Here is a 21,414-nt window from a genome sequence, read left to right as displayed (position 1 = left end):
TTTATGAGCAGATTTAAAAAACTGATCGGTGATGTCGATTTAACAAAAGATTTAACATTGCTATTATTTATTGGCGGGCTGTATTCTTTAAGTGCTGCCCTTTCAAACACGTTTGTAAATATCTATCTCTGGAAGCAGTCTGGTGAGTTCAGTGATCTGGCTTTGTATAACCTGGCCATTGTTGTTCTGCAGCCTTTGACTTTTATTCTGGCGGGGAGATGGGCGAAGAAGATTGACCGTGTCATAGTACTGAGAATCGGTGTGATTTTTTTAGCCCTTTTTTATCTGACCGTACTGTTTATTGGAACAAACGCCTCGAACTTCTTATTGCTTCTTGGGGCTCTGCTGGGGGTAGGGTATGGGTTCTACTGGCTTGCTTTCAATGTACTCACTTTTGAAATAACTGAGCCGGAGAATCGGGATTTCTTTAATGGCTTCCTTGGAATACTAACATCCGTTGGGGGTATGATTGGCCCGATTGCAGCGGGTTTCATTATTTCAAGGATGGAAAAGTTCACCGGCTATTCCGTTATCTTCGGAATTTCCCTGACTCTTTTCTCAATAGCTGTCTTTTTAAGCTTCTTTCTTAAAAGGCGGCCGGCAGATGGAAGGTATTTATTTAAAAGAATTCTTGCAGAACGAAAAAACAGCCTGAATTGGCGCATGATTACAAATGCCCACTTTTTTCAGGGGCTCAGAGAAGGAACCTTTATATTTGTCATATCAGTTTATGTCTTTATATCAACTGGCAGTGAATTGGCTCTTGGCACATACGGTTTGGTCAACTCAAGTATATCTTTTTTAGGGTATTATCTTGTGTCAAGACTCTTGAAAAAAGAGTATCGGAAAAGAGCCATACTGATCGGCGGATTATTACTATATGCGGCCATATTCTTTATTGTATTTGATGTCACCTATCCAAAGCTGCTGATGTATGCAGCCGCGATTGCTGTAGCGTATCCGCTCTTGCTTGTGCCTTATATCTCATTAACCTATGACGTCATTGGCAGAGGGTGGAAGGCTGCGGAGATGAGGATTGAATATATTGTCGTCAGGGAAATCTTTTTAAATGCAGGACGTATAGTATCGATTTTAAGTTTTTTAGCTGCGGTAACTTTTTTTCAGGAAGAAAAAAGCATCCCTATTCTTCTCCTGATAATAGGAGCCGGACATTCAGTCATTTATTTTTTCGTCAGAAAAATTCAATTTCAGTCTGCATGAGAGAGGAAATCCTCTCTCTTTTTTTTACCAATAAAATTATCTTTGTCGAAAAAGGGTTCTTTATAGAATTTATTGTTATTTTCTTTTAGAATGGGATTATGAGACTTTTTTAAAGGAAGTGTGCGTAATTTGAATAGGAAGAAAAAGAAGACCCATGTTCCTTTCCGTCTGAATATGCTCTTCTTTGCTGTGTTTTTATTGTTTTCTATGCTGATCCTCCGGCTTGGGATGGTTCAGATTGTTTATGGCGATGATTATAAGCGTGAGATTGAAAGAACGGAAGATGTTACAGTCAACAGTCCTGTGCCAAGAGGTAAAATGTTTGACCGAAATGGACAGGTTATTGTCGATAATACCCCGCAAAATGCCATCACTTATACTAATAATGGGTACAAGCAGGATGAAATGCTTGAGGTGGCAGAAAAGCTGGCCAAGCTGATAGACAAAGATACCAAAAAGGTTCAGGAACGCGATAAGAAAGATTACTGGATCATGAAGAATCCTGAAAAGGCAGAAGAAAAGGTTACTAAAAAAGATAAAGAAGAACTTGAAAAGAAGTATGAGGGTAAGGAAAAGGAGCTGGATAAGGCCCTATATCAGCTCACTTTGGATCGGATTACAGAAGAGGAATTAAGTGAATTGACAAAAGACGATCTTGAAGTTCTTGCCATCTACAGAGAATTTACAAGCGGATATGCTTTAACACCCCAAATCGTTAAGAATAAAAAAGTAACACCTGAGGAATTTGCAGTTGTCAGTGAAAATCTTCAGCTTTTACCAGGTGTTGATACAACAACCGACTGGGAAAGATATTATGCCTTTGGAGATACTTTGAAATCAGTGCTTGGAAAAGTAACAAGCTCTGATGAAGGTCTTCCGGCTGAACAGATTGAATACTATATGGCACGTGACTACAGCCGTAATGACCGTGTAGGAAAAAGTTACATTGAGATGCAATATGAAGAAGTACTCCACGGGCAAAAGGCAAAAGTGAAAAATATTACGGACAAAGCCGGGAATGTCCTTGAAACTATTCCCATTACAGATGGTCAAAGAGGCAAGGACCTTGTGCTGAGCATTGATATGGATCTTCAGAAGGAAGTTGAGAAAATCATTGAAGAGGAATTGCGTAAAGCCAAGGCATCATCCGGAACTTCATTACTGGACAGGGCTTATGTGGTACTGATGGACCCGCATACCGGAGAAGTTCTTTCAATGGCCGGCAAAAAGATTGTAAAGGATAAAGACACAGGCCAATCCGAAATGCAGGATGATGCATTAGGCAACATCACGACTACTTATAATGTCGGTTCAGCTGTGAAGGGTGCTACAATACTTACCGGTTATAAAACGGGGGCTATTAATCCCGGAACCGTTTTTTATGATCGTCCTTTAAAAATCAAAGGAACACCGGTAAAAAAATCCTGGAGAAACTTCGGCCCTTTAAATGATATCAATGCTCTTAAATTTTCCTCCAACGTTTATATGTTTGAAACTGTCATCAATATAGGCGGGGGGAAATATGAGTTCGAGAAGCCTTTATGGATAGATAAAAAAGCGTTTAGTACTGTAAGGGAATCCTTCGCTCAATTCGGTCTTGGCGTCCGGACCGGGATTGATTTGCCAAATGAGCAAACGGGATTTAAAGGAATGAGTGCATTGCCTGGTTTCATGCTTGACCTTTCGATTGGACAGTACGACACCTATTCCAACATGCAGCTTGCCCAATATGTGTCTGTCATTGCCAATGGCGGCAATAGGATGGAGCCTCATATTGTAAAAGAAATCCGTGAGCCATTAATGGAAAATAATGAACTTGGCCCTATTGTTCAGGAAATGGAGCCAAAGGTTCTTAATAGGGTTGAACTTGAAGATGGCTGGATGGACCGTGTTCAGGAAGGCTTCCGCAGAGTCATGCAGGAAAAAGGCGGTACAGGTTATTCTTATTTTGCCGGCAAAGAGTATAAACCGGCGGGTAAAACAGGTACAGCAGAGGCCTTTTATGATGGACCCGAGCGCAGCAAATTTGGAAAAGAGCCACCTGAGGTCATGAATCTCAGTCTTGTTGGTTATGCACCATCAGAGAATCCAGAGATTGCCATGGCTGTTTTAGTACCATGGGCCTACCAGGGAAGCGTGGACCATGGAGCGAATAAAAAAATTGGCGAACGTGTTCTGGATGCCTATTTTGAGCTTAAAAAGGAGCGTCACAAGAAAGGCAGCGACAGCAAAGAGTCTGTTCAAAAAGTGGAAAATATTGATGAAGTAATTGAAGGGCAGGAAGATGCCCGCAAAGAAAATGAAGAAAATGAATAAGCTTGTTGGACTGTCTCCCTATTTAATTGGGAGACAGTTTTTTTTCTTAAAATATGCATTGTAAGATAGCCGTGATGGAAATATAAATTATGTTATACCTCATATTCGACATATTTACACAAGAATCGTCCATATTTACAAAAGCTTTACAATCAGTTAAAACCGCGTTAACAGTCAACCCTTATTCTAATACTCGTAGGACAAAACAACCAATTTTCTTAGGGGGAATTCAGAAATGAAACGTCTTAAAAAAATGAGCCTTCTTCTAATGCTGGCGGCTGTAATGGCATTCACTGCAGCTTGCGGAGGCGGAGATACAAATGAAGGTGCAAGCGGAAATGGCGAAAATAGTGAAGAGCTTGAAGGCAGTGTAGTAATAGATGGTTCTGGAACAGTTTATCCATTCATGGCACGCATGGCTGAAAATTATATGGGAGAACAAGAAAATGTCTCTGTAGAAGTAAGCCGCTCCGGAACATCAGCTGGCTTTAAGAAATTCCTTGCCGAAGACGGAACTGACTTTAATGATGCTTCCCGATCAATTAAAGATGAAGAAAAGGCACAAGCAGAAGAGCTTGGAATTGATGTACAGGAAATGAAGGTTGCTTTAGACGGTATCACAATCGTAATAAACAAAGAAAATGACTGGGCTAAAGAGCTTACACAGCAGGAAGTTGTTGATATCTTCCTTGCAAGTGCAGGAAAGAAAAAATGGTCAGATGTTCGCCCTGATTTCCCAGATGAAGAAATTCAGACATATGGCCCAAATGAAAACCACGGCACTTACGAATTTATGTTTGAGAATATTCTCGAAGAACAGGATCTTCCTGAAAATATTAACCTGCAGCAGGATTACTCAACTTTAGTGGATCTTGTATCTAAAGATAAAAATGCTATCGGATTCTTTGGCTATGGTTACTATGACAGCAACAAAGATAAATTGTCTGCAGTAAAAGTTGATTTTGGCAGCGGACCTGTTGAGCCATCATTAGATACAATCAAAGAAGACGGAGATTATGCTCCATTTACTCGCCCGGTATTCACATACCTGAATACAAATATGGCGAAAGAAAAGCCGCAAGTTCTTGATTATGCTATATATACAATGGAAAATGCACAGGATGTTGCAGCAGAAACTGGATTTGCTCCATTATCTGATGAAGATGTCCAGGCTTCTCTCGATGCTTTGAACGGATTGAAGTAAGTTTCTAAAAAGTGTTGAATACGGGAAGATGAGAGGTTAGCCTTCTCATCTTCTTGTGGTGTTAAATGTTTTTCTGCGGGTATTATAAGCTAATAAGTTCTTCTATGGATGAGAGGGATGAAAGGGGTTTTCCATTTGGCTAAAAGCGCTGTTCACGATAACGAAAAAAAGTTGAATATACGTGAAATCATACAACAAAAGAAAAAATCTCGAAGTGTCAATAATTATACTGAAAAGTTAATTCCTAAAATTTTATTTGGTATCGCAGCAATCTCTGTATTGACCACTATTGGAATTGTACTTACATTAATTACGGAAACAATCGCCTTTTTCAAAGACGTTCCTTTTATAGATTTCTTCACAGGCACTCAATTAAAGCCTTTAGGTGAAAATGCTGTCTTTGGTGTTCTGCCCTTGCTGACGGGAACAATCATTTCGACACTAATAGCTATGCTGGTTGCGATTCCAGTAGGACTGATGACAGCCATATTTTTAAGTGAATACGCATCAGAAAAAACAAGAAAGGCATTAAAGCCTCTTCTTGAAATACTGGCAGGTATTCCTACCATTGTTTATGGATTTTTTGCTTTTACGTTTGTAACACCTTTATTAAGATCTTTTATTCCTGGTCTTGAACCAACAAATATATTAAGCCCCGGGATTGTAATGGGAATCATGATTATCCCAATGGTAGCTTCCCTTTCTGAAGATGCAATGAGTTCTGTACCAAATGCGATGAGGGAGGGTGCTCTTGCACTGGGGGCAACAAAGCTTGAGGTAACCTGGAAAGTGGTTGTACCAGCAGCAATTTCGGGTATCATTGCTTCGTTTGTATTAGGAATTTCCAGAGCAATCGGGGAAACGATGATCGTCACCATTGCGAGCGGAAGTTCGAAAAATTTCACTTTTGATGTTACACAGTCCATGCAGACTATGACTGCTTATATTGTGGAAGTAACAGGCGGGGAAGCAGCCGCAGGAACAACCTTATATTATAGCCTTTACGCTGTTGCAATGACATTGTTTGTGTTTACGTTAATAATGAACCTTCTTGCTCAGTATATCTCTCGCAGGTTTAGGGAGGAATATTAATGAAATATGTAGATACAGAACAAGTGCATAAAAAAATGGGCAGCCGCCTGCTTGCCAATAACCTGGCTAAAACACTATTCTTTTTGGCCACTTTATTCGGTCTGGTTGTATTAATTGTATTAATCTATCGGGTCCTCGCTGATGGTTTAAGCTGGATCAATATGGATTTTCTGATGAATCGCTTATCAACAGATCCTGAAAGGGCTGGAATCTGGGGAGCCATAACAGGAACATTTTGGCTGATGCTTGTAGTTGCTCCTGTAACGATGATTCTTGGAGTAGGCACAGCAATTTACCTTGAAGAATATGCAGCCAAGGGCCGCGTTTCTTCATTTATTAAGACGAACATTTCCAACCTGGCGGGCGTTCCGTCAGTTGTTTTTGGAATCCTTGGATTAACTGTTTTTGCAAGAGCGTTAGATTTGGGTTCTGTAGTTCTCGCAGGAGGACTCACGATGGCACTGCTTGTTCTTCCTGTTGTAGTAGTTGCCAGCCAGGAAGCAATCCGTGCTGTTCCCCAATTTCTAAGAGAAGCCTCTTACGGAATGGGAGCAACAAAGTGGCAAACGATTAAAAATGTAGTACTTCCAGCAGCATTACCTGGAATCCTTACGGGGGTTATTCTTGCATTATCGCGGGCAATAGGCGAAACAGCGCCATTGGTTGTTATTGGAATACCGGCTTTGTTAATTCCCGTTCCTGATGGAATCTTTGATAAATTTACGATTTTGCCGGTACAGATTTATTATTGGACAATCGACTCTGCTCTAGTAGCAGAATATGCAAACCTGGCAGCTGCAACAATTGTGATATTATTAATTGTTTTATTCGTGATGAACTCAATAGCCATCTTAATTCGGAACAAGTTCCAAAAAAGATATTAGCCTGGGAGGTTTTCTAAAATGCCTGTTGTGACAGAAAAAACAAATCCAAATGTAAAAAAAGAAAGCATAGCTCCAAATTCAGCAGAAAACAAAAAAGTTGTTTATAATACAAAAGATCTTAACCTTTGGTATGGTGAAGGCCATGCTTTAAAAAATATAAATTTAGCCATCAATGAAAATGAAGTAACGGCAATTATCGGACCATCAGGATGCGGTAAGTCCACATATATTAAAACGCTGAACCGCATGGTTGAACTTGTGCCTTCAGTAAGAATTTCCGGAGAAATCTTATACCGGGAGCGAAATATTCTTGATAAATCATTTAAAGTGGAGGATTTAAGAACAAATGTGGGGATGGTTTTTCAAAAGCCAAATCCATTTCCAAAGTCCATTTATGAAAATGTAGCATATGGACCGAAAATTCATGGTATCCGCGATAAAAAAATCCTTGATGAGATTGTTGAGAAAAGTTTGAGGGGTGCCGCCATCTGGGACGAAGTTAAAGATCGCCTGAATCAGAATGCGTATGGCCTATCAGGCGGGCAGCAGCAGCGACTTTGCATTGCACGCTGTCTTGCAATTGAACCGGATGTCATCTTAATGGATGAGCCTACATCTGCACTTGACCCTATCTCTACCCTAAAAGTAGAGGAGCTGGTGCAGGAGCTTAAGGAAGAATTCAGTATTATCATCGTTACTCATAATATGCAGCAGGCAGCCCGTATTTCTGATAAAACAGCTTTCTTCTTAAACGGTGAAGTAATCGAGTTTGCCGATACGGATAGGATATTCTCTACCCCTTCAGATAAGCGGACTGAAGATTATATCACCGGACGATTCGGTTAATCGAATGATTATGAAAGAATACAAGCATTATTATATGGATGAAGGGGGATTACATTGATGGCAGTACGTGAAAGGTTTGACTATGATCTTCAGGAGCTTCAAAAAATGCTTATAGAAATTGGCAATTTTGCAATAGAGGCCCTGCATAGATCAGTTGAAGCACTTGAAACCCAAAACATTGAATTGGCACTTGAAATCATTGATGACGACAATCAGGCTGATATTCTGTATGAGGAAATAAATGATTTAGCCATTCTGCTAATTGCAAAACAACAGCCAGTGGCTATTGACCTCCGCCGCATCATTGTGGCTATAAAAATCGCAACAGACATTGAACGAATTGCAGACTTTGGAGTGAATATTGCAAAGTCCACCATACGGATTGGGTCAGAGCCGCTAATTAAGCCGATTGAACATATAAAGAAAATGTATGAAATCTCAACTGAAATGCTGCGTCTATCACTGGAAGCTTTCACTGAAGAAGATACTGCAAAAGCCAAAAAAGTTGCCGATATGGATGATCAGGTCGATGACCTCTATGGTGAAACCATTAAAGAGCTGCTGCAAATTAATCTGCAGAAACCGGAATACCTTCCGCAGATCACCCAGCTTTCATTTATTTGCCGTTATTTAGAAAGAGCAGCTGACCATGTTACGAATATTTCAGAGCATATTTTTTATTTGGTTAAAGGACGCCAGTATGATTTAAATAATTAACAAGAAAAGCGGAAGCGCCTTGTTCACGAGGAACGCAGACTTAGGTCGCCACGTCCTGTGGCAACGTCTGCATGACCCGCATCCTCCCAAAAGCTGTCGCTTTTGGTCGTGCGATGTTTATGCTGACGAACTCTTCCTTGTCCTGCGGGCCTCAAGCACAAGACGAGCGTTGCGGAAAGGCGTTTTTTGCCTTTTTGGGAGGATTGGCTTGTGACCTCGAGGGGGTAGGCGCTGGAGCTAGACAAGAAAGCGGAAGCGCCTTGCCATAAAGGAGCTGCAGTAAAAAAAGCTAAAAGGAATCTTAACCTTTTAGCTTTTTGTTATGATTTTAGCAATTTCTTTATAGCTCATATTATGGGTCAGTTCAAATGTGCCCAGCTGTATTTTTTTTGCTGTACCCGTATTCCTCCAGGTAATTGCCGAAGTCTGCTGCCTGGTCGATTACACTCGATTTTTCAAGCAGTGACGCGATTTCCCCGGGTGTCATCCCGCTCTCAATGGTAAGCTGATAGACTTTCTGAGACTCTTCTTCCTGCTCCGTATTATTCTCAGCAGGTTCTTCTTTTACTTCCTTATTCTCGTTTTGGTCTTTAGCGTCCTTCTGCTGCAGGAGAGTATATTCTTCGTTTGTTAATACAGTGTAGCCGTGTGCCTGCAGGAAGTTTTTTGCGCTGTTTTCATCGATTGTTCTATTTTCAGTATGCTCCGGTTTATTCAAAAAGTAGGCTGTGCCAAAGGCTATGACAGCAATAAGGATGCCAAATGCAAATGCCCTGGTATTTCTTTTATTCATGGCTATGGCCCCTAAATTTCATTTCTGTTTGGATGGTCCTTACTTCATCAGGAGAGAGTGAAGATTGTCTTGCAATTTGTTCTACTGACAGCCCTTGCCTGGTAAGCAGAATCACCTGATTTTTTATTATTTCATGAACTTCCCTTTTTTCTGCAGAATGAATAGAAGGCTCTGCAGGAACGTGCTGAGTAAAGGGTTCATCCGCCACGAGCAGTTCTTCTTCCAATACTTTTAATTTCTTTTTAATTTGATACATTTCCTGGATTTGCTGCATGGACATTTGGTCCATTTCATCGCGCAGCTCTTTATAAGGATCTCTCAAAAACACTGAAAGAATGAATAGCCCTATAGATAAGATCAATAATGACAGTAAGATTGATTCCAATAAAAGTCACCTCTAATTCATTGCACAGAAATATTTTACCATCTAAATTGACAAATTTCGATATATAATCCATAAACAGGTGAAATTTAAAGATAATTGTCGCTGAAGCTCTGTCGAATCAGAAGCTCAGCAAACGTTTTAAAAGTTTTTTCTATTTGAAATCGGGAAGGCATGTGCATTCGCAAGAAGCGACAATTTCCGTTCATTGTAGGCTATCCATATCAGTGATAACATTGAGTTATATAAATAGTCATAAAATTTTGCTTTTTGTCATATAGAACCCTTTTTCTATGAAAATAATTGCAAGAGGTGCCGTCATGATAGATGAAATTATTAAGCTTCGCCGCAGGGGGCTGTCATTCCGTAAAATCGCCAGTAAGCTTGATACAACAGTAGGAAAGGTACAGTACCAGTGGACCAAACTTATCCAAAATAAAGGGAAACGCGACAGCGGGGAGTCTTTAGGGGATAAATTAATATCTGAAGAAAACATTGTGCAAAATCAATCGAAAGATCATTTGACATTAACACGCTCAAGCGATGATAAGGCAAAAGTATCCTGGAGATTGTCTATTCAGAAGGTGAAGATGCTATCACTATACTTGGACAAGCCTGTATCCTCCTTGAGAAAATCTTTAAGAATCTATGATGTTACCGGGGTTGTTTTTGACGGAGCCAATGCAGTCTGTGATCATGAAGTTATCCTGTCCGATCATTCTGAATGGACCTTTAAAGGGCTCAAACCCGGCAAAGTGTATTGTGTTGAGCTGGGCATTAAAATAACAGATACTCATTTCATCCCGTTACTGCGTTCAGAAGCACTATATACTTCTGAGGAATCACCTTCCCAAGAAAAAAGTGAATCTGAGGTTCAGCCTGCATGGACGGTAAATGTGAGTACATACACCTATTATGAATCAGTGAGTGAAGGAGAAGGAAAAGAATGATGGACTCGGTAACTTCAGAACTAACTAATAATAGTATCATTAATAATAAACCTAAAATCCTTCTTCTTACCTGGGAGTATCCTCCCCATGTAGTAGGCGGTTTATCAAGGCATGTGTATGGACTCGCAGGAGGATTAAAACAGGATTATGAGGTTCATATACTGACTGCTAATCCCGGCACTCTTTCCAGCTATGAACATATAAACGGTATCTATATCCACCGGGTTAAGCCGCTAAATGAAAAAGATCCTAATTTTCTGCACTGGATTTTGGGGTTGAATTTGGCGATGGAGCAAAAAGCCATTGAACTGTCATCCTTCCACCACTTTGAAATCATTCATGCACATGACTGGCTTGTAGGTGCATGCGGCCTGTCCTTAAAGGAGAGCTTGCACTGTCCTTTAATTACAACTATACATGCAACAGAATATGGAAGGAATAATGGGATTTACACAGAATTGCAGAAATTTATCCATACAAAAGAAGAGCAGCTGATCATTGGATCAGATCAGGTTATTGTCTGCAGTGAATATATGAAGGAAGAAGTACTTCAGCAATTTTCAATTGCCAGGGAAAAAATAGCTGTTATCGCAAACGGAATCAGCAAAGAATCACTTCTTGATGATCCTGACAGCTTATTGGAAGGGGTTCCGGTAAAAAAAGGCGGAAGGCTGATATTCTCCATTGGACGGATGGTGAGGGAGAAAGGGTTTGAAACCTTGATTGAGGCAGCGCCTATAATAAAAGAGAAGTATCAGGATGCTTATATAATCGTTGCCGGCAAAGGTCCTATGCTTGAAGCACACAGAAAAAAAGCAAGAGAACTGAAGGTTGATGATGTCATACTTTTTCCGGGATTTATAAATGACATGCAAAGATTAGCTCTCTTTCAGAAGTGCGAAATCGCTGCTTTTCCAAGTTATTATGAGCCATTTGGCATTGTAGCCCTCGAAGCAATGATCACAGGAAAGCCGGCGATCGTTTCCTATACAGGAGGGTTAAAGGGAATTGTTAAACATGAATATTCCGGACTGTTCATGGTTCCAGGAGATCCACACAGCTTCGCAGAGCAGGCTTCCGCTCTTCTTGAGAACCCTAAAGCCGCCGATACAATTGGCAAACAAGGTCAAAAGGTCGCAGAAAGCCTATTCAGCTGGAGACGCATTGCTGATGAAACAAATAGAGTATTTCAAGAAACCCGGATCAGCCGGAAGCTTGAAGATCTGGTGTGATATATTTTACCTGCCATTAAAATGATGTTAAAAAAATTATAGAAAAAGGTGCATAAAGATGAATACATTAAATTGGATTCAATCTGATGTTTATGAAGAAATGGAGAAAGCGCCGATCGGGAAATTGAGGATGATTCCCGGATTATGGATAGACGGGAAAACTTACTGGATGGAAAATGTCAGTAAAGAAATGTTTCCTGATGAAAATATTTCTGTTCAAATTAAAACAGAAAAAATCCACTCTAAAATTTCCTATTTTAGATGCTATATTACGAACCATGCGGACGAGCCCAGAACGATTAAGCTTCTATTGCAGCACAGACATGAGTTTTCTTCCCGTGAACACCTTTCTTTCATTTCTCCCGCAGAAAATGTCATCTTTCATATGGCTGATTCCAAGCTGTTTTTGGTCAATGGCCAGCTAAACGGCAAAAAAATGGAAGAGTGTACGATTCAGCCATACTGGAACATTTTCAGTGACCAAATATGGAACTGCAAAAAGAAGGGAACATTAAAATACCACCCTATGGCCCAAGGGAATGCAATAAGCATCTTCGCACTTAATGCAGTATTTAATGGCAGAGGAACAGCAGAAGGGGAGTCATGGATTATCAACGGAAACAGCAAATCAGAGACGCTTCAGTATAACAGCCTGCTGATAGACAGGGTTAAAGAGGATACTTTTAAAAAAACGTACTAGCATTTCGATTTAAAAAATGATATTATAGAAAAGTCGTATGAACGAACTAGTTTGAACATAGTTTGGAGGGAAATTACATGCGTGTAAACATTACGTTAGCTTGCACAGAATGTGGAGATCGTAACTATATTTCTAAAAAAAATAAACGAAATAATCCAGATCGTCTTGAGCTTAAAAAATATTGCCCAAGAGACAAGCGTTCGACTGCACATCGCGAAACAAAATAAGCGGTAGGATCATTCCTACTGCTTTTTTTGTTGACTTTTTTTATGGGTATCCTTCCCTTTTCTGGATAAATTATTGTTAGCTTTGTAAAAACTGGAGGTTTTTATATGGAAATTGATAAGAAGGTCCTTAGGAAGCAAATGCAGGATCGGATGAAGGAATTGAGCAAGCCTGAGTATGAACAGCTATCCTATCAAATTGCCACAAGCCTTTATAGCACCACTTTATGGAGCCAGGCCAAAACGATAGGAATAACGGTTTCAAAGGCGCCTGAGGCTGATACATGGCAGATCATCAGAAGAGCTTGGGAAGAAGGGAAGAGGGTTGTTGTCCCGAAGTGCATACCTCAATCAAAGCAAATGGAGTTCCGTGAATTGAATAGCTTCATGGATTTGGAGTCAGTATTTTATGGATTATGGGAGCCAAATCCGGAAAAAACGGATGAAGTCCGCAGTGAAGAAATCGATACTTTAATCGTTCCCGGACTGGCATACATGAAAAACGGCTTCCGGCTTGGGTTTGGTGGAGGATATTATGATCGTTTTCTCGAGCATTATAAAGGAAGAACGGTTTCACTGGCTTTTGAAATGCAGGTTATAACCCGCTTTCCAGTGGAAAACCATGACAAGCCGGTGGAAATGATAATTACCGATCAGCAGGTGTGTGATGTTTGAATCCATAGCTATTATTATTTTTATATTGATCACATCCCTGGCCGGATATTATTTCCGATTACTGACCTTTTCAGGCAGTATAGCGGCATTCATTGTGGGTGCGGCAGCAGGCTGGGGATTTGGTTTTTATGGCCTTCTTGTCCTGGGGTTCTTTTTTGCAAGTTCAAGCTTCTGGTCAAAATTTAAAAGCCATAAAAAAAAGGAATTCGAAAATAAGCATGCAAAAGGATCAAGAAGGGATTGGCAGCAGGTTGCTGCAAATGGAGGCATAGCCGCAATTGCCAGCATATTTAATCTGCTGGATCCATCACAGGTTTGGCTGATAATGTTTCTTATCGGACTGGCTGCAGCAAACTCGGATACATGGGCATCAGAAATTGGCTCATTAAGTCAAAAACTCCCCATTTCTCTGAAAACCTGGAGGACAATCGAAACGGGTACTTCCGGTGCTGTCAGCTCTCTCGGAACACTTGCAGCTTTGTCAGGTTCTTTTATATTAGCCCTTCTATCAAATGTGCTGTTTGACATTTCAACTTATGAGGTTTTACTTATTGGAGTTTTTGGGTTTGCAGGAAATTTGATTGATTCTTTATTGGGTGCTTTTTTTCAAGCTGAATACAAGTGCCCGCTATGCAGTTCAATCGTGGAAACTGCACAACATTGCGGGCAGACGGCCTTTTTGATAAAAGGCTGGCATTTTGCAGATAATGATTTTGTTAATTTTTTTTCAGGTTTAGCTTCTGCCTCAGTGGGAATGCTTCTATATATCTTATTGGCATAAAGTAACTTTGCTGTTCTCTACAATTAAGTAAAGGGGAGTTATTATGAAAAATCGGGTAAACAGAGTGGTGCTGATCGGAACTGGATTCGTTGGATCAAGCTATGCGTTTGCACTATTAAATCAAGGTGTTACAGAAGAACTGGTGCTGATTGATTTAAATAAGGATAAATCTGAAGGAGATGCCATGGACTTGAATCACGGCATGCCCTTTGCCCCTTCCCCAACATCGATCTGGTTTGGAGATTATTCCGATTGCAAAGATGCTGATTTGATTGTCATTACTGCAGGAGCGAATCAAAAACCCGGTGAGACCCGCCTGGATCTTGTAGAAAAAAATTCTAAAATCTTTAAAGGAATAGTTGAGCATGTCATGAACAGCGGTTTTGATGGCATTTTTCTGGTTGCGACAAATCCAGTGGATATTCTCACGTATGCTGTCTGGAAATACTCCGGGCTTCCAAAAGAAAGAGTAATTGGATCCGGAACGATATTGGATACGGCCAGATTCAGATTTCTGCTGGGTGAATATTTCAAGGTCGATACGAGAAATGTTCATGCTTATATAATTGGTGAACACGGAGATACTGAATTGCCTGTATGGAGCCATGCCGATATTGCAGGGAAAAGCATTGAAGACTGGATGAAGAAAGAAGAGAACTATAGGCAGGAAGATCTTAACGGGTTATTCCTTAATGTCAGAGATGCAGCTTATCATATTATCGAGCGAAAAGGTGCGACTTATTATGGAATAGCCATGGGTCTGGTCAGACTGACGAAAGCCATCCTTCAGAACGAAAATTCCGTCCTTACGGTGTCAGCTTATTTAGATGGTGAATATGGTCATGAGGATGTTTATATTGGGGTGCCTGCTATAGTCAATAGAAATGGCATTCGTGATATTGTTGAACTTCACCTAAACACCGAAGAGAAGAATCAGTTTACCCATTCAGTTAATGTTCTCAAGAAAACGATGGAACCAATATTGAAGGATTAATCAGCTTGTATCAATGGTGAAATTTATTTTGCTATAGAGAATGGATAAAAATTATTCCCTCTTCTCACAATAAGGAAGAGGAGGGAATTCAATGTCTCGATTACTATCTATTTTTATGATTGGGCTGGGTACTTATTTTGCCTATCATAACCGTTATCGATTGATTAATGTTATGTTTGGGAATGTTTTTCTGCGGAAGCTGCTGGTTACTTCAGTCATGAGTTTTCCGCTTATCCGCGACAGGATGATGAGCTCTGTTTTCTCTTCCGGGCCATCAGAAGGGCGGCAATCTTGAAGTAAAAAGACCGTAATAGGTCTTTTTATTTTGCCGATATGTAAAGGTGCTTTTTCTTTTACAAAAGGTTTCTTTTTTGCCTATAGTTAAATAAAGTATAGTAATTATGCAACATATAGAGAGTGGGGGAAGAATTGGCTGTTCAAGAGGATTATGTATTTTGGAAACTTGCGGATTATTTCATATCTGACCACGGGTACAGAATGATTCAGTTATCTGGAGATCAGGATGAATTATGGCTTGAAAGGATGGAGGATAAAAACATAAAGGCAATCAGGCTCTTAAAATATGACCTTGACTGGAGCAATTGGATGCAGCGGGATATTGAAGTGACGGCCGAAAAAGCTGAATCGGTCAGGAAGCAGCTTGGAAAAAGGGAAATGCCGGTTTTAAATATCTATGTTTCTGCGTACCTGCCTGTTGATGACTATGAATTCCGCATCACAGACCCCTTCATGCCTGAAAATGGGAAAGCGTCTGTTCAAAGCATGATCATTGAATCCGGCAAACCGGAAAGCCTGCATGCGGTTGAAGAAATTTTCGAAAAACCGTTAACCCTTCCGTCCGGAAATTATACGGAAATGGATGCCGATGCCCTGAAGCATACTGCTCTTTCTAAAGCGGTAAAAACAGCAAAAAAAGAAAAGGAAATGTTCAATTTTGGGAAGCCTTTTTTCACATATATATTTATGGTTATTCAAGTTGCTGTTTTTTTACTTTTGGAAGCAATGGGCGGCAGTACAGATACCTCGACGTTAATTAAGTATGGGGCTAAATTTAATCCATTAATTCTAGATGGGGAATGGTGGAGATTTTTAACCCCGATTGTCCTTCATATTGGATTGCTTCATTTACTAATGAATACACTTGCCTTATTTTATCTTGGATCCGCAGTGGAACGTGTGTATGGAAATTTAAGATTCCTATTTATCTATTTGGCTGCTGGATTTGGCGGAACATTAGCCAGTTTTGTTTTTAGCCCTGCACTTTCAGCAGGGGCCAGCGGTGCTATTTTTGGCTGCTTTGGGGCACTTTTATATTTTGGGCTCATTTATCCAGGCCTTTTCTTCCGGACTATGGGTTTTAATATACTTGTTGTATTAGGAATCAACCTTGCATTTGGATTTACCATCCCGGGAATTGATAATGCCGGACATATAGGAGGGCTGATTGGCGGATTTCTTGCTACTGGCATTGTGCATTTTCCCAAGAAGAAAAAGCCATTGCTTCAGCTGCTGTTTTTAGCTGGAACATTCTGTCTGGCAGCCGGCTTGATGAAGTATGGATTCAATGAACCGGGAAGACTATTAAATGAACAAACAGCTATGGTAATGGCCGAGGAACATATCAATGGTGAAGAGTTTGAAAAGGCTCGTTTAATGCTTGCTGATTTTATTGAAGAAGGGAATGCTTCACCGGAAGTCTATTTTCTATTATCATATACTGAAATAAAAGTGGGGAGATTAAAAGAAGCAGAAGAGCACCTGCTTCATGTAATTAAGGGAGATGCTTCTTTTCATGAAGCACATTATAATCTTGCACTAATTTATTTAGAAGAAAAGCAGCCGGAAAAAGCAAGAAATTATGCACAAAAGGCCGCTGATCTTCAGCCGGATCAGGAGGAGTATCAAAAGCTGTTAAATCAAATAGAATAATGCTGACAGAATTTTCAGCTTACTTCCTGGGAAATAACAGCTGAATTTCCCTGCGAATTTTTATGAATCATGCCATTCATTGGTATGATTTTTTTTTTGCATGTCAATGATGTTGAATAGTATGCAAGGAAAAGAATGGAACAGAATGCTGAGGTGGGGATTTTGGAGAAAGCGAGAAGAGAGCCTGTAAAGGTTTCTCTAAAAGATAATATTGAGTATCTTAGAGATGCTCTTGGTGTTGAAAAAAGCTTTGATGTGATTCAGCTTGATGTTGAATATGCAGAAAGGGAAATGGCTTTATATCTGGTAGACGGCTTTGTAAAAGATGACATTCTGCACTATCTGATGAAAATGCTTGCCGGCCTGGATGCAGCCCAGCTGGAAGGAGATACACTATCCAGACTGATAAAAACGTATATACCATACGTTGAAGTTGAAACAACTGATGACCTGGATAAAGTGGTGGATATGGTGCTGGCAGGGCCGACTGCTCTAGTCGTGGATGGTATCGATGAAGTAATTCTCATTGATGCACGTACATATCCGGTAAGAGGCCCTCAGGAGCCTGATATTGAACGTGTTGTCCGCGGCTCAAGGGATGGGTTTGTAGAAACACTCGTTTTTAATACAGCTTTAACGAGGAGAAGAATTAGGGACAGAACACTGCGCATGGAATATATGCAGGTGGGCAGACGTTCCAAGACAGATATTGTTGTCAGTTATATTGAAGACATTGCAGATCCGGATATGGTGAAGAAAATAAAGGAGTCTATCTCTAAAATTGATACTGATGGATTGCCGATGGCCGAAAAATCAATAGAGGAATTCATTTCAGGCCGCCATTGGAATCCGTATCCCATGGTAAGGTATACCGAAAGGCCTGATACGGCAGCAACCCACCTTTATGAAGGCCACGTCTGCATCATCGTCGATGGTTCGCCAAGTGTTATCATAACACCTACAACCTTCTGGCATCACCTGCAGCATGCTGAAGAGTACAGGAATAAGCCGCTTGTAGGCGCTTATTTGCGATTTGTCCGATTTTTAGCTGTATGGGCTTCCATTTTCCTTTTGCCATTATGGTATTTATTTGCGATAGAGCCGCAGCTGCTTCCTGATGCATTATCCTATATCGGGCCCAATGACACGGGAGAGCTGCCATTAGTCGTTCAGTTCCTGATGATAGAGCTTGGTCTTGATATGCTTAGGATGGCTGCAATCCATACACCTTCCGCCCTGGCCACTGCATTGGGACTCGTGGCGGCCCTGATGATTGGTCAGGTAGCAGTTGAAGTGGGTTTGCTTATAAATGAAGTCATTCTTTATTTAGCGATAGCGGCAATTGGTACATTTTCAACCCCAAGCTATGAAATGAGCCTGGCAAACAGGCTGATAAGAATCGGTCTGCTGATATCAACCAGTATTTTTCATACCTACGGCTATGTAGTTGGCATCCTGCTGATGATTATCATGCTTGCCAGAATGAAGTCTTTTGGAGTGCCCTATTTATGGCCGTTCATCCCTTTCAATCTGAGAGCATTCAGGGATGTATTGCTAAGGTCACCAATACCATTGAAGAACAGGCGGCCGCGTTTCCTGCATCCAAAGGATCCGGACCGCTGATCTAAATCCCTTCCTGCTGGAAGGGATTTTTTATATATTCTAGGCGCTTCTTGAGAAGGGGGGGATTTTAGATTATACTTTAATGTGGTATAAACTTATCAATAAGGCAGAGGTACAGAATGAAAACCATTTATGATATACAGCAGTTTCTAAAGAAATACGGAACTATCATCTACATAGGGGATCGGGAAGCTGATTTGGAGCTTATGGCTGCTGAATTAACAGAGCTATATGACTCCCAGCTTATTGATGTAAAAGATTATCAGAGCAGCATCTTGATCCTGCGGACGGAAATTCAGAATCTTAAAGAGAATAAATAGAAAGAAAAGGTGATGGAGTTTGGCAGAAAAATGGCTGGTAGGGGTAGATTTAGGCGGAACAACAACAAAGCTTGCTTTTATTAACTATTATGGGGAAATAATTCATAAATGGGAAATTCCCACGGATAATAGTGAAGAAGGAAAAAATATTACTATAAATATAGCTAAAGCCATCGACCATAAGTTAGATGAATTGGATTTAAGCAAGGATAAAATTATCGGCATTGGCATGGGGGCGCCGGGTCCAGTAAATCTGGCAACAGGAGTTGTATATAACACTGTTAATTTAGGCTGGAAAGATAATTACCCGCTGAAGGATCTGCTTGAAGTGGAAACATCACTTCCAGTCATTATTGATAATGATGCTAACTGTGCTGCCCTTGGGGAAATGTGGAAGGGTGCCGGAAATGGTGCTAAAGATCTGGTCTGTGTAACACTTGGAACAGGTGTCGGCGGAGGCGTAATTGCCAACGGAGATATTGTGCAGGGAGTCAGCGGAGCTGCAGGTGAAATAGGCCATATTACGTCCATTCCTGTTGGCGGGGCACAGTGTAATTGCGGCAAAACTGGCTGCCTTGAAACAATTGCATCTGCTACAGGCATTGTCCGGCAGGCTCTGGAAAGCCTGGAATCTGGCGGAGAAGGGGCTCTATCTCAATTGTACAAGGCCAACGGGTTTATTACAGCAAAAGATGTTTTTGATTCTGCAAGGAATGGGGATGAAACATCACTTCTGACAGTCAATAATACAGCTATGCACCTTGGCTTGGCACTGGCAAATATTGCGAATACGTTAAATCCTGAGAAAATAGTATTGGGCGGTGGAGTTTCCAGAGCAGGAGATATACTGCTTAAGCCGGTTATTGCAAATTTCATTAAATTTGCGTTTCCAGGAGTGAAGGAGTCAACAGTCATTGATATTGCGACATTGGGCAATGATGCTGGAGTAATTGGTGCAGCCTGGCTGGCAAAAAATAAGTAAACTGAGAGAAAAGTACCTGATGTGCAGGTGCTTTTTCTTTTTCTCCAAAATTGAGAGTTTAGACAAGAATCCCTGGTTACATACCAGCTGCTCATTTTTACAAAGTTGTACAGTCATCTTTTTTTTCTTTTTCTCATAAAATTGAAATGATGGAAAGGGGGAGAAAAGATGAAAGTCAAAGTCCGCTCAGGAGATTCCTTATGGTATTACAGTCAGCTCTTTATGATGCCAGTCAATCTCATTGCTGATGCTAATCCTGGGATTAATCCTGCATCACTAAAAATAGGCCAGGAAATTAACATTCCCGGCTTTACATTACTAAATTATACGGTTAAGTCAGGTGACACCTTTTGGAAGCTGAGTTCTTCACGCAACCTCTCTGTGGATGCTCTTCTCCTGGTTAATCAATCCCTTAATCCGAACAGCCTGATCCCTGGTACAGCTATAAAACTGCCGAGGCGCGTCATTTCCCCAATTGTATCAGGCAGGAGGAATTATGATTATAAAGCATTAACAGCTGATATCTCCATGCTGGCAGATATTTATCCGTTTATAAAAGTAAATACAATTGGCCAGAGTGTTCTTGGAAAGCCGATTCAGGAAATACGGTTGGGAAAAGGGAATAAGAAAGTGCAAATCAATGCCTCTTTTCATGCGAATGAATGGATTACGACCCCTATATTAATGGCTTTGTTGAACACTTATCTTTTATCCATTACAAATGTCCGGCCGATAAGAGGAGTTTCAACAATGCCTTTGTATAATTCGGTTGACCTTTCCGTAGTGCCAATGGTGAACCCTGACGGGGTTGACCTGGTTTTGAATGGGCCTCCAGCGGAAGTCAGGGAGGAAGTTATTTCAATAAATAGGGGCAGCACTGATTTCACAGGCTGGAAGGCTAATATTAGAGGGGTTGATTTAAATAATCAGTTTCCTGCCAAATGGGACTTTGAGAAACAGAGAAGTGAACAAAGCGGCCCGGCACCAAGAGATTATCTTGGCGAAGCCCCGTTAACGGAACCGGAAGCCATAGCGATGGCGGAACTGGCAAGAGATAATCAATTCGATCGGATGCTGGCCTTCCATACACAAGGTGCAGAGTTTTATTGGGGATTTGAGGGAATGGAGCCGCCGGAATCGGAGGTAATCGCGCAAGAGTTCGAGCGTGTCAGCGGATATAGGGCAGTCCAGTACATTGATAGCTTTGCCGGTTATAAGGATTGGTTTATACAGGATTTCCGGATGCCGGGATTCACAATTGAATTGGGAAGAGGCATTAATCCGCTGCCCCTGTCACAGTATGATGATATTTATGAAGAGGTGCTCGGCATTTTTCTTGCATCGCTTTATATGTGAAAAAATTATCTTTAAAATTGATTCTGTATTGTATTTTAATCAAGCAGACATTAAAATTACTATCATACTAACTTCACTATGCCAATAGTTCTATGGAAACCAGCCGCTTTTCCAAAATGAAAACGGAAAAACGGCTTTTTCCTATTAAGCTTATTAATTCTATTTTTATTGA

Annotated in this window: 22 protein-coding genes; 20 read left to right on the top strand and 2 right to left on the bottom strand. The window is 40.7% G+C overall.

The genetic code is table 11. From position 1 onward, the window contains the following. The first annotated feature begins 3 nt into the window (after positions 1-3). The 7 genes from CE058_RS14070 to phoU all read left to right on the top strand — a co-directional run bounded on the left by CE058_RS14070 (position 4) and on the right by phoU (position 8,280). The gene (locus tag CE058_RS14070) at positions 4-1,221 is read left to right on the top strand and encodes an MFS transporter (RefSeq protein WP_048011133.1); all 1,218 of its coding nucleotides are present in this window, start codon (positions 4-6) and stop codon (positions 1,219-1,221) included. 129 nt (positions 1,222-1,350) lie between these two features. Then, entirely contained in the window at positions 1,351-3,537 is a 2,187-nt protein-coding gene (locus CE058_RS14065; protein ID WP_163143442.1) for a peptidoglycan D,D-transpeptidase FtsI family protein, read from the top strand. Positions 3,538-3,772: 235 nt separating this feature from the next. Next, positions 3,773-4,741 (top strand): PstS family phosphate ABC transporter substrate-binding protein, encoded by a 969-nt coding sequence (locus CE058_RS14060; RefSeq protein ID WP_163143439.1) that lies wholly within the window; start codon positions 3,773-3,775, stop codon positions 4,739-4,741. A 117-nt stretch (positions 4,742-4,858) separates the two neighbouring features. Then, complete coding sequence (gene pstC / locus CE058_RS14055) at positions 4,859-5,833, top strand: phosphate ABC transporter permease subunit PstC (RefSeq protein ID WP_163143436.1); 975 nt, start codon at positions 4,859-4,861, stop codon at positions 5,831-5,833. Further along, complete coding sequence (gene pstA, locus CE058_RS14050; protein WP_048011129.1) at positions 5,833-6,717, top strand: phosphate ABC transporter permease PstA; 885 nt, start codon at positions 5,833-5,835, stop codon at positions 6,715-6,717. Before pstC ends, pstA begins: the two co-directional genes overlap by 1 nt. Before the next feature lie 66 nt (positions 6,718-6,783). Then, positions 6,784-7,563 carry a phosphate ABC transporter ATP-binding protein PstB gene (gene pstB, locus CE058_RS14045; RefSeq protein ID WP_483297536.1) on the top strand — a complete coding sequence of 260 codons (780 nt, stop codon included), beginning with the start codon at positions 6,784-6,786 and terminating at the stop codon, positions 7,561-7,563. A 57-nt stretch (positions 7,564-7,620) separates the two neighbouring features. Continuing rightward, the gene (phoU, locus tag CE058_RS14040; protein ID WP_048011127.1) at positions 7,621-8,280 is read left to right on the top strand and encodes a phosphate signaling complex protein PhoU; all 660 of its coding nucleotides are present in this window, start codon (positions 7,621-7,623) and stop codon (positions 8,278-8,280) included. Positions 8,281-8,644: 364 nt separating this feature from the next. Here the strand turns inward: phoU and CE058_RS14035 are convergent, their stop codons facing one another. Together CE058_RS14035 and CE058_RS14030 are read right to left on the bottom strand one after the other, a co-directional pair. Next, complete coding sequence (locus CE058_RS14035; RefSeq protein ID WP_286167992.1) at positions 8,645-9,073, bottom strand: hypothetical protein; 429 nt, start codon at positions 9,071-9,073, stop codon at positions 8,645-8,647. Further along, complete coding sequence (locus tag CE058_RS14030) at positions 9,066-9,458, bottom strand: hypothetical protein (RefSeq protein ID WP_048011125.1); 393 nt, start codon at positions 9,456-9,458, stop codon at positions 9,066-9,068. The genes CE058_RS14035 and CE058_RS14030 overlap by 8 nt, the downstream gene beginning before the upstream one ends. A gap of 317 nt (positions 9,459-9,775) precedes the next feature. Between CE058_RS14030 and CE058_RS14025 the strand changes: the two genes are divergently transcribed. The 13 genes from CE058_RS14025 to CE058_RS13965 all read left to right on the top strand — a co-directional run bounded on the left by CE058_RS14025 (position 9,776) and on the right by CE058_RS13965 (position 21,242). Further along, a complete protein-coding gene (locus CE058_RS14025; RefSeq protein WP_286167991.1) occupies positions 9,776-10,405 on the top strand; it encodes a DUF4912 domain-containing protein in 630 nt (209 codons plus the stop codon). After that, positions 10,402-11,637 (top strand): glycosyltransferase family 4 protein, encoded by a 1,236-nt coding sequence (locus CE058_RS14020; protein ID WP_048011124.1) that lies wholly within the window; start codon positions 10,402-10,404, stop codon positions 11,635-11,637. Before CE058_RS14025 ends, CE058_RS14020 begins: the two co-directional genes overlap by 4 nt. Positions 11,638-11,695: 58 nt before the next feature. After that, positions 11,696-12,337 carry a hypothetical protein gene (locus CE058_RS14015; protein ID WP_048011123.1) on the top strand — a complete coding sequence of 214 codons (642 nt, stop codon included), beginning with the start codon at positions 11,696-11,698 and terminating at the stop codon, positions 12,335-12,337. A 77-nt stretch (positions 12,338-12,414) separates the two neighbouring features. Next, a complete protein-coding gene (gene rpmG, locus CE058_RS14010; protein WP_053434400.1) occupies positions 12,415-12,564 on the top strand; it encodes a 50S ribosomal protein L33 in 150 nt (49 codons plus the stop codon). 105 nt (positions 12,565-12,669) lie between these two features. After that, positions 12,670-13,236, top strand: coding sequence for a 5-formyltetrahydrofolate cyclo-ligase (locus CE058_RS14005; RefSeq protein ID WP_163143430.1), 567 nt, complete (start codon positions 12,670-12,672; stop codon positions 13,234-13,236). After that, the gene (locus CE058_RS14000; RefSeq protein WP_048011121.1) at positions 13,229-14,017 is read left to right on the top strand and encodes a DUF92 domain-containing protein; all 789 of its coding nucleotides are present in this window, start codon (positions 13,229-13,231) and stop codon (positions 14,015-14,017) included. Before CE058_RS14005 ends, CE058_RS14000 begins: the two co-directional genes overlap by 8 nt. 43 nt (positions 14,018-14,060) lie before the next feature. Then, a complete protein-coding gene (locus tag CE058_RS13995; protein WP_163143428.1) occupies positions 14,061-15,011 on the top strand; it encodes an L-lactate dehydrogenase in 951 nt (316 codons plus the stop codon). A gap of 91 nt (positions 15,012-15,102) precedes the next feature. Next, complete coding sequence (locus tag CE058_RS13990; protein ID WP_163143425.1) at positions 15,103-15,306, top strand: hypothetical protein; 204 nt, start codon at positions 15,103-15,105, stop codon at positions 15,304-15,306. Between the two features lie 134 nt (positions 15,307-15,440). Next, on the top strand, positions 15,441-16,961 hold the full coding sequence (locus tag CE058_RS13985) for a rhomboid family intramembrane serine protease (RefSeq protein ID WP_163143422.1): 1,521 nt from the start codon (positions 15,441-15,443) through the stop codon (positions 16,959-16,961). A gap of 135 nt (positions 16,962-17,096) precedes the next feature. Next, positions 17,097-18,584, top strand: a complete 1,488-nt coding sequence (locus tag CE058_RS13980; RefSeq protein ID WP_457989357.1) for a spore germination protein — start codon at positions 17,097-17,099, stop codon at positions 18,582-18,584. A 119-nt stretch (positions 18,585-18,703) separates the two neighbouring features. After that, positions 18,704-18,904, top strand: coding sequence for a YqgQ family protein (locus CE058_RS13975; protein ID WP_048008273.1), 201 nt, complete (start codon positions 18,704-18,706; stop codon positions 18,902-18,904). A 19-nt stretch (positions 18,905-18,923) separates the two neighbouring features. Beyond that, complete coding sequence (locus tag CE058_RS13970; RefSeq protein ID WP_163143416.1) at positions 18,924-19,886, top strand: ROK family glucokinase; 963 nt, start codon at positions 18,924-18,926, stop codon at positions 19,884-19,886. Positions 19,887-20,054: 168 nt separating this feature from the next. Then, positions 20,055-21,242, top strand: a complete 1,188-nt coding sequence (locus tag CE058_RS13965) for a M14 family metallopeptidase (RefSeq protein ID WP_163143413.1) — start codon at positions 20,055-20,057, stop codon at positions 21,240-21,242. The last annotated feature ends 172 nt before the right edge of the window (positions 21,243-21,414 follow it).

It is taken from the genome of Bacillus sp. 22-7, assembly GCF_010628845.1.
Taxonomy (GTDB): Bacteria; Bacillota; Bacilli; order Bacillales; family Cytobacillaceae; genus Cytobacillus; species Cytobacillus firmus_B.
This window is presented reverse-complemented; position numbering and strand designations above follow the sequence as displayed.

What these genes read in the sequence shown, in the direction of transcription:
- pstA (WP_048011129.1), top strand. Translation starts at nt 5,833, where the DNA reads ATGAAATATGTAGATACAGAACAAGTGCATAAAAAAATGGGCAGCCGC.
- CE058_RS14005 (WP_163143430.1), top strand. Translation starts at nt 12,670, where the DNA reads ATGGAAATTGATAAGAAGGTCCTTAGGAAGCAAATGCAGGATCGGATG.
- CE058_RS13975 (WP_048008273.1), top strand. Translation starts at nt 18,704, where the DNA reads ATGAAAACCATTTATGATATACAGCAGTTTCTAAAGAAATACGGAACT.
- CE058_RS13990 (WP_163143425.1), top strand. Translation starts at nt 15,103, where the DNA reads ATGTCTCGATTACTATCTATTTTTATGATTGGGCTGGGTACTTATTTT.
- pstC (WP_163143436.1), top strand. Translation starts at nt 4,859, where the DNA reads ATGAAAGGGGTTTTCCATTTGGCTAAAAGCGCTGTTCACGATAACGAA.
- CE058_RS14015 (WP_048011123.1), top strand. Translation starts at nt 11,696, where the DNA reads ATGAATACATTAAATTGGATTCAATCTGATGTTTATGAAGAAATGGAG.
- CE058_RS14020 (WP_048011124.1), top strand. Translation starts at nt 10,402, where the DNA reads ATGATGGACTCGGTAACTTCAGAACTAACTAATAATAGTATCATTAAT.
- CE058_RS14025 (WP_286167991.1), top strand. Translation starts at nt 9,776, where the DNA reads ATGATAGATGAAATTATTAAGCTTCGCCGCAGGGGGCTGTCATTCCGT.
- CE058_RS13980 (WP_457989357.1), top strand. Translation starts at nt 17,097, where the DNA reads ATGGAACAGAATGCTGAGGTGGGGATTTTGGAGAAAGCGAGAAGAGAG.
- CE058_RS13965 (WP_163143413.1), top strand. Translation starts at nt 20,055, where the DNA reads ATGAAAGTCAAAGTCCGCTCAGGAGATTCCTTATGGTATTACAGTCAG.
- CE058_RS14060 (WP_163143439.1), top strand. Translation starts at nt 3,773, where the DNA reads ATGAAACGTCTTAAAAAAATGAGCCTTCTTCTAATGCTGGCGGCTGTA.
- CE058_RS14070 (WP_048011133.1), top strand. Translation starts at nt 4, where the DNA reads ATGAGCAGATTTAAAAAACTGATCGGTGATGTCGATTTAACAAAAGAT.
- CE058_RS14035 (WP_286167992.1), bottom strand. Translation starts at nt 9,073, where the DNA reads ATGAATAAAAGAAATACCAGGGCATTTGCATTTGGCATCCTTATTGCT.
- rpmG (WP_053434400.1), top strand. Translation starts at nt 12,415, where the DNA reads ATGCGTGTAAACATTACGTTAGCTTGCACAGAATGTGGAGATCGTAAC.
- CE058_RS14000 (WP_048011121.1), top strand. Translation starts at nt 13,229, where the DNA reads ATGTTTGAATCCATAGCTATTATTATTTTTATATTGATCACATCCCTG.
- CE058_RS13995 (WP_163143428.1), top strand. Translation starts at nt 14,061, where the DNA reads ATGAAAAATCGGGTAAACAGAGTGGTGCTGATCGGAACTGGATTCGTT.
- phoU (WP_048011127.1), top strand. Translation starts at nt 7,621, where the DNA reads ATGGCAGTACGTGAAAGGTTTGACTATGATCTTCAGGAGCTTCAAAAA.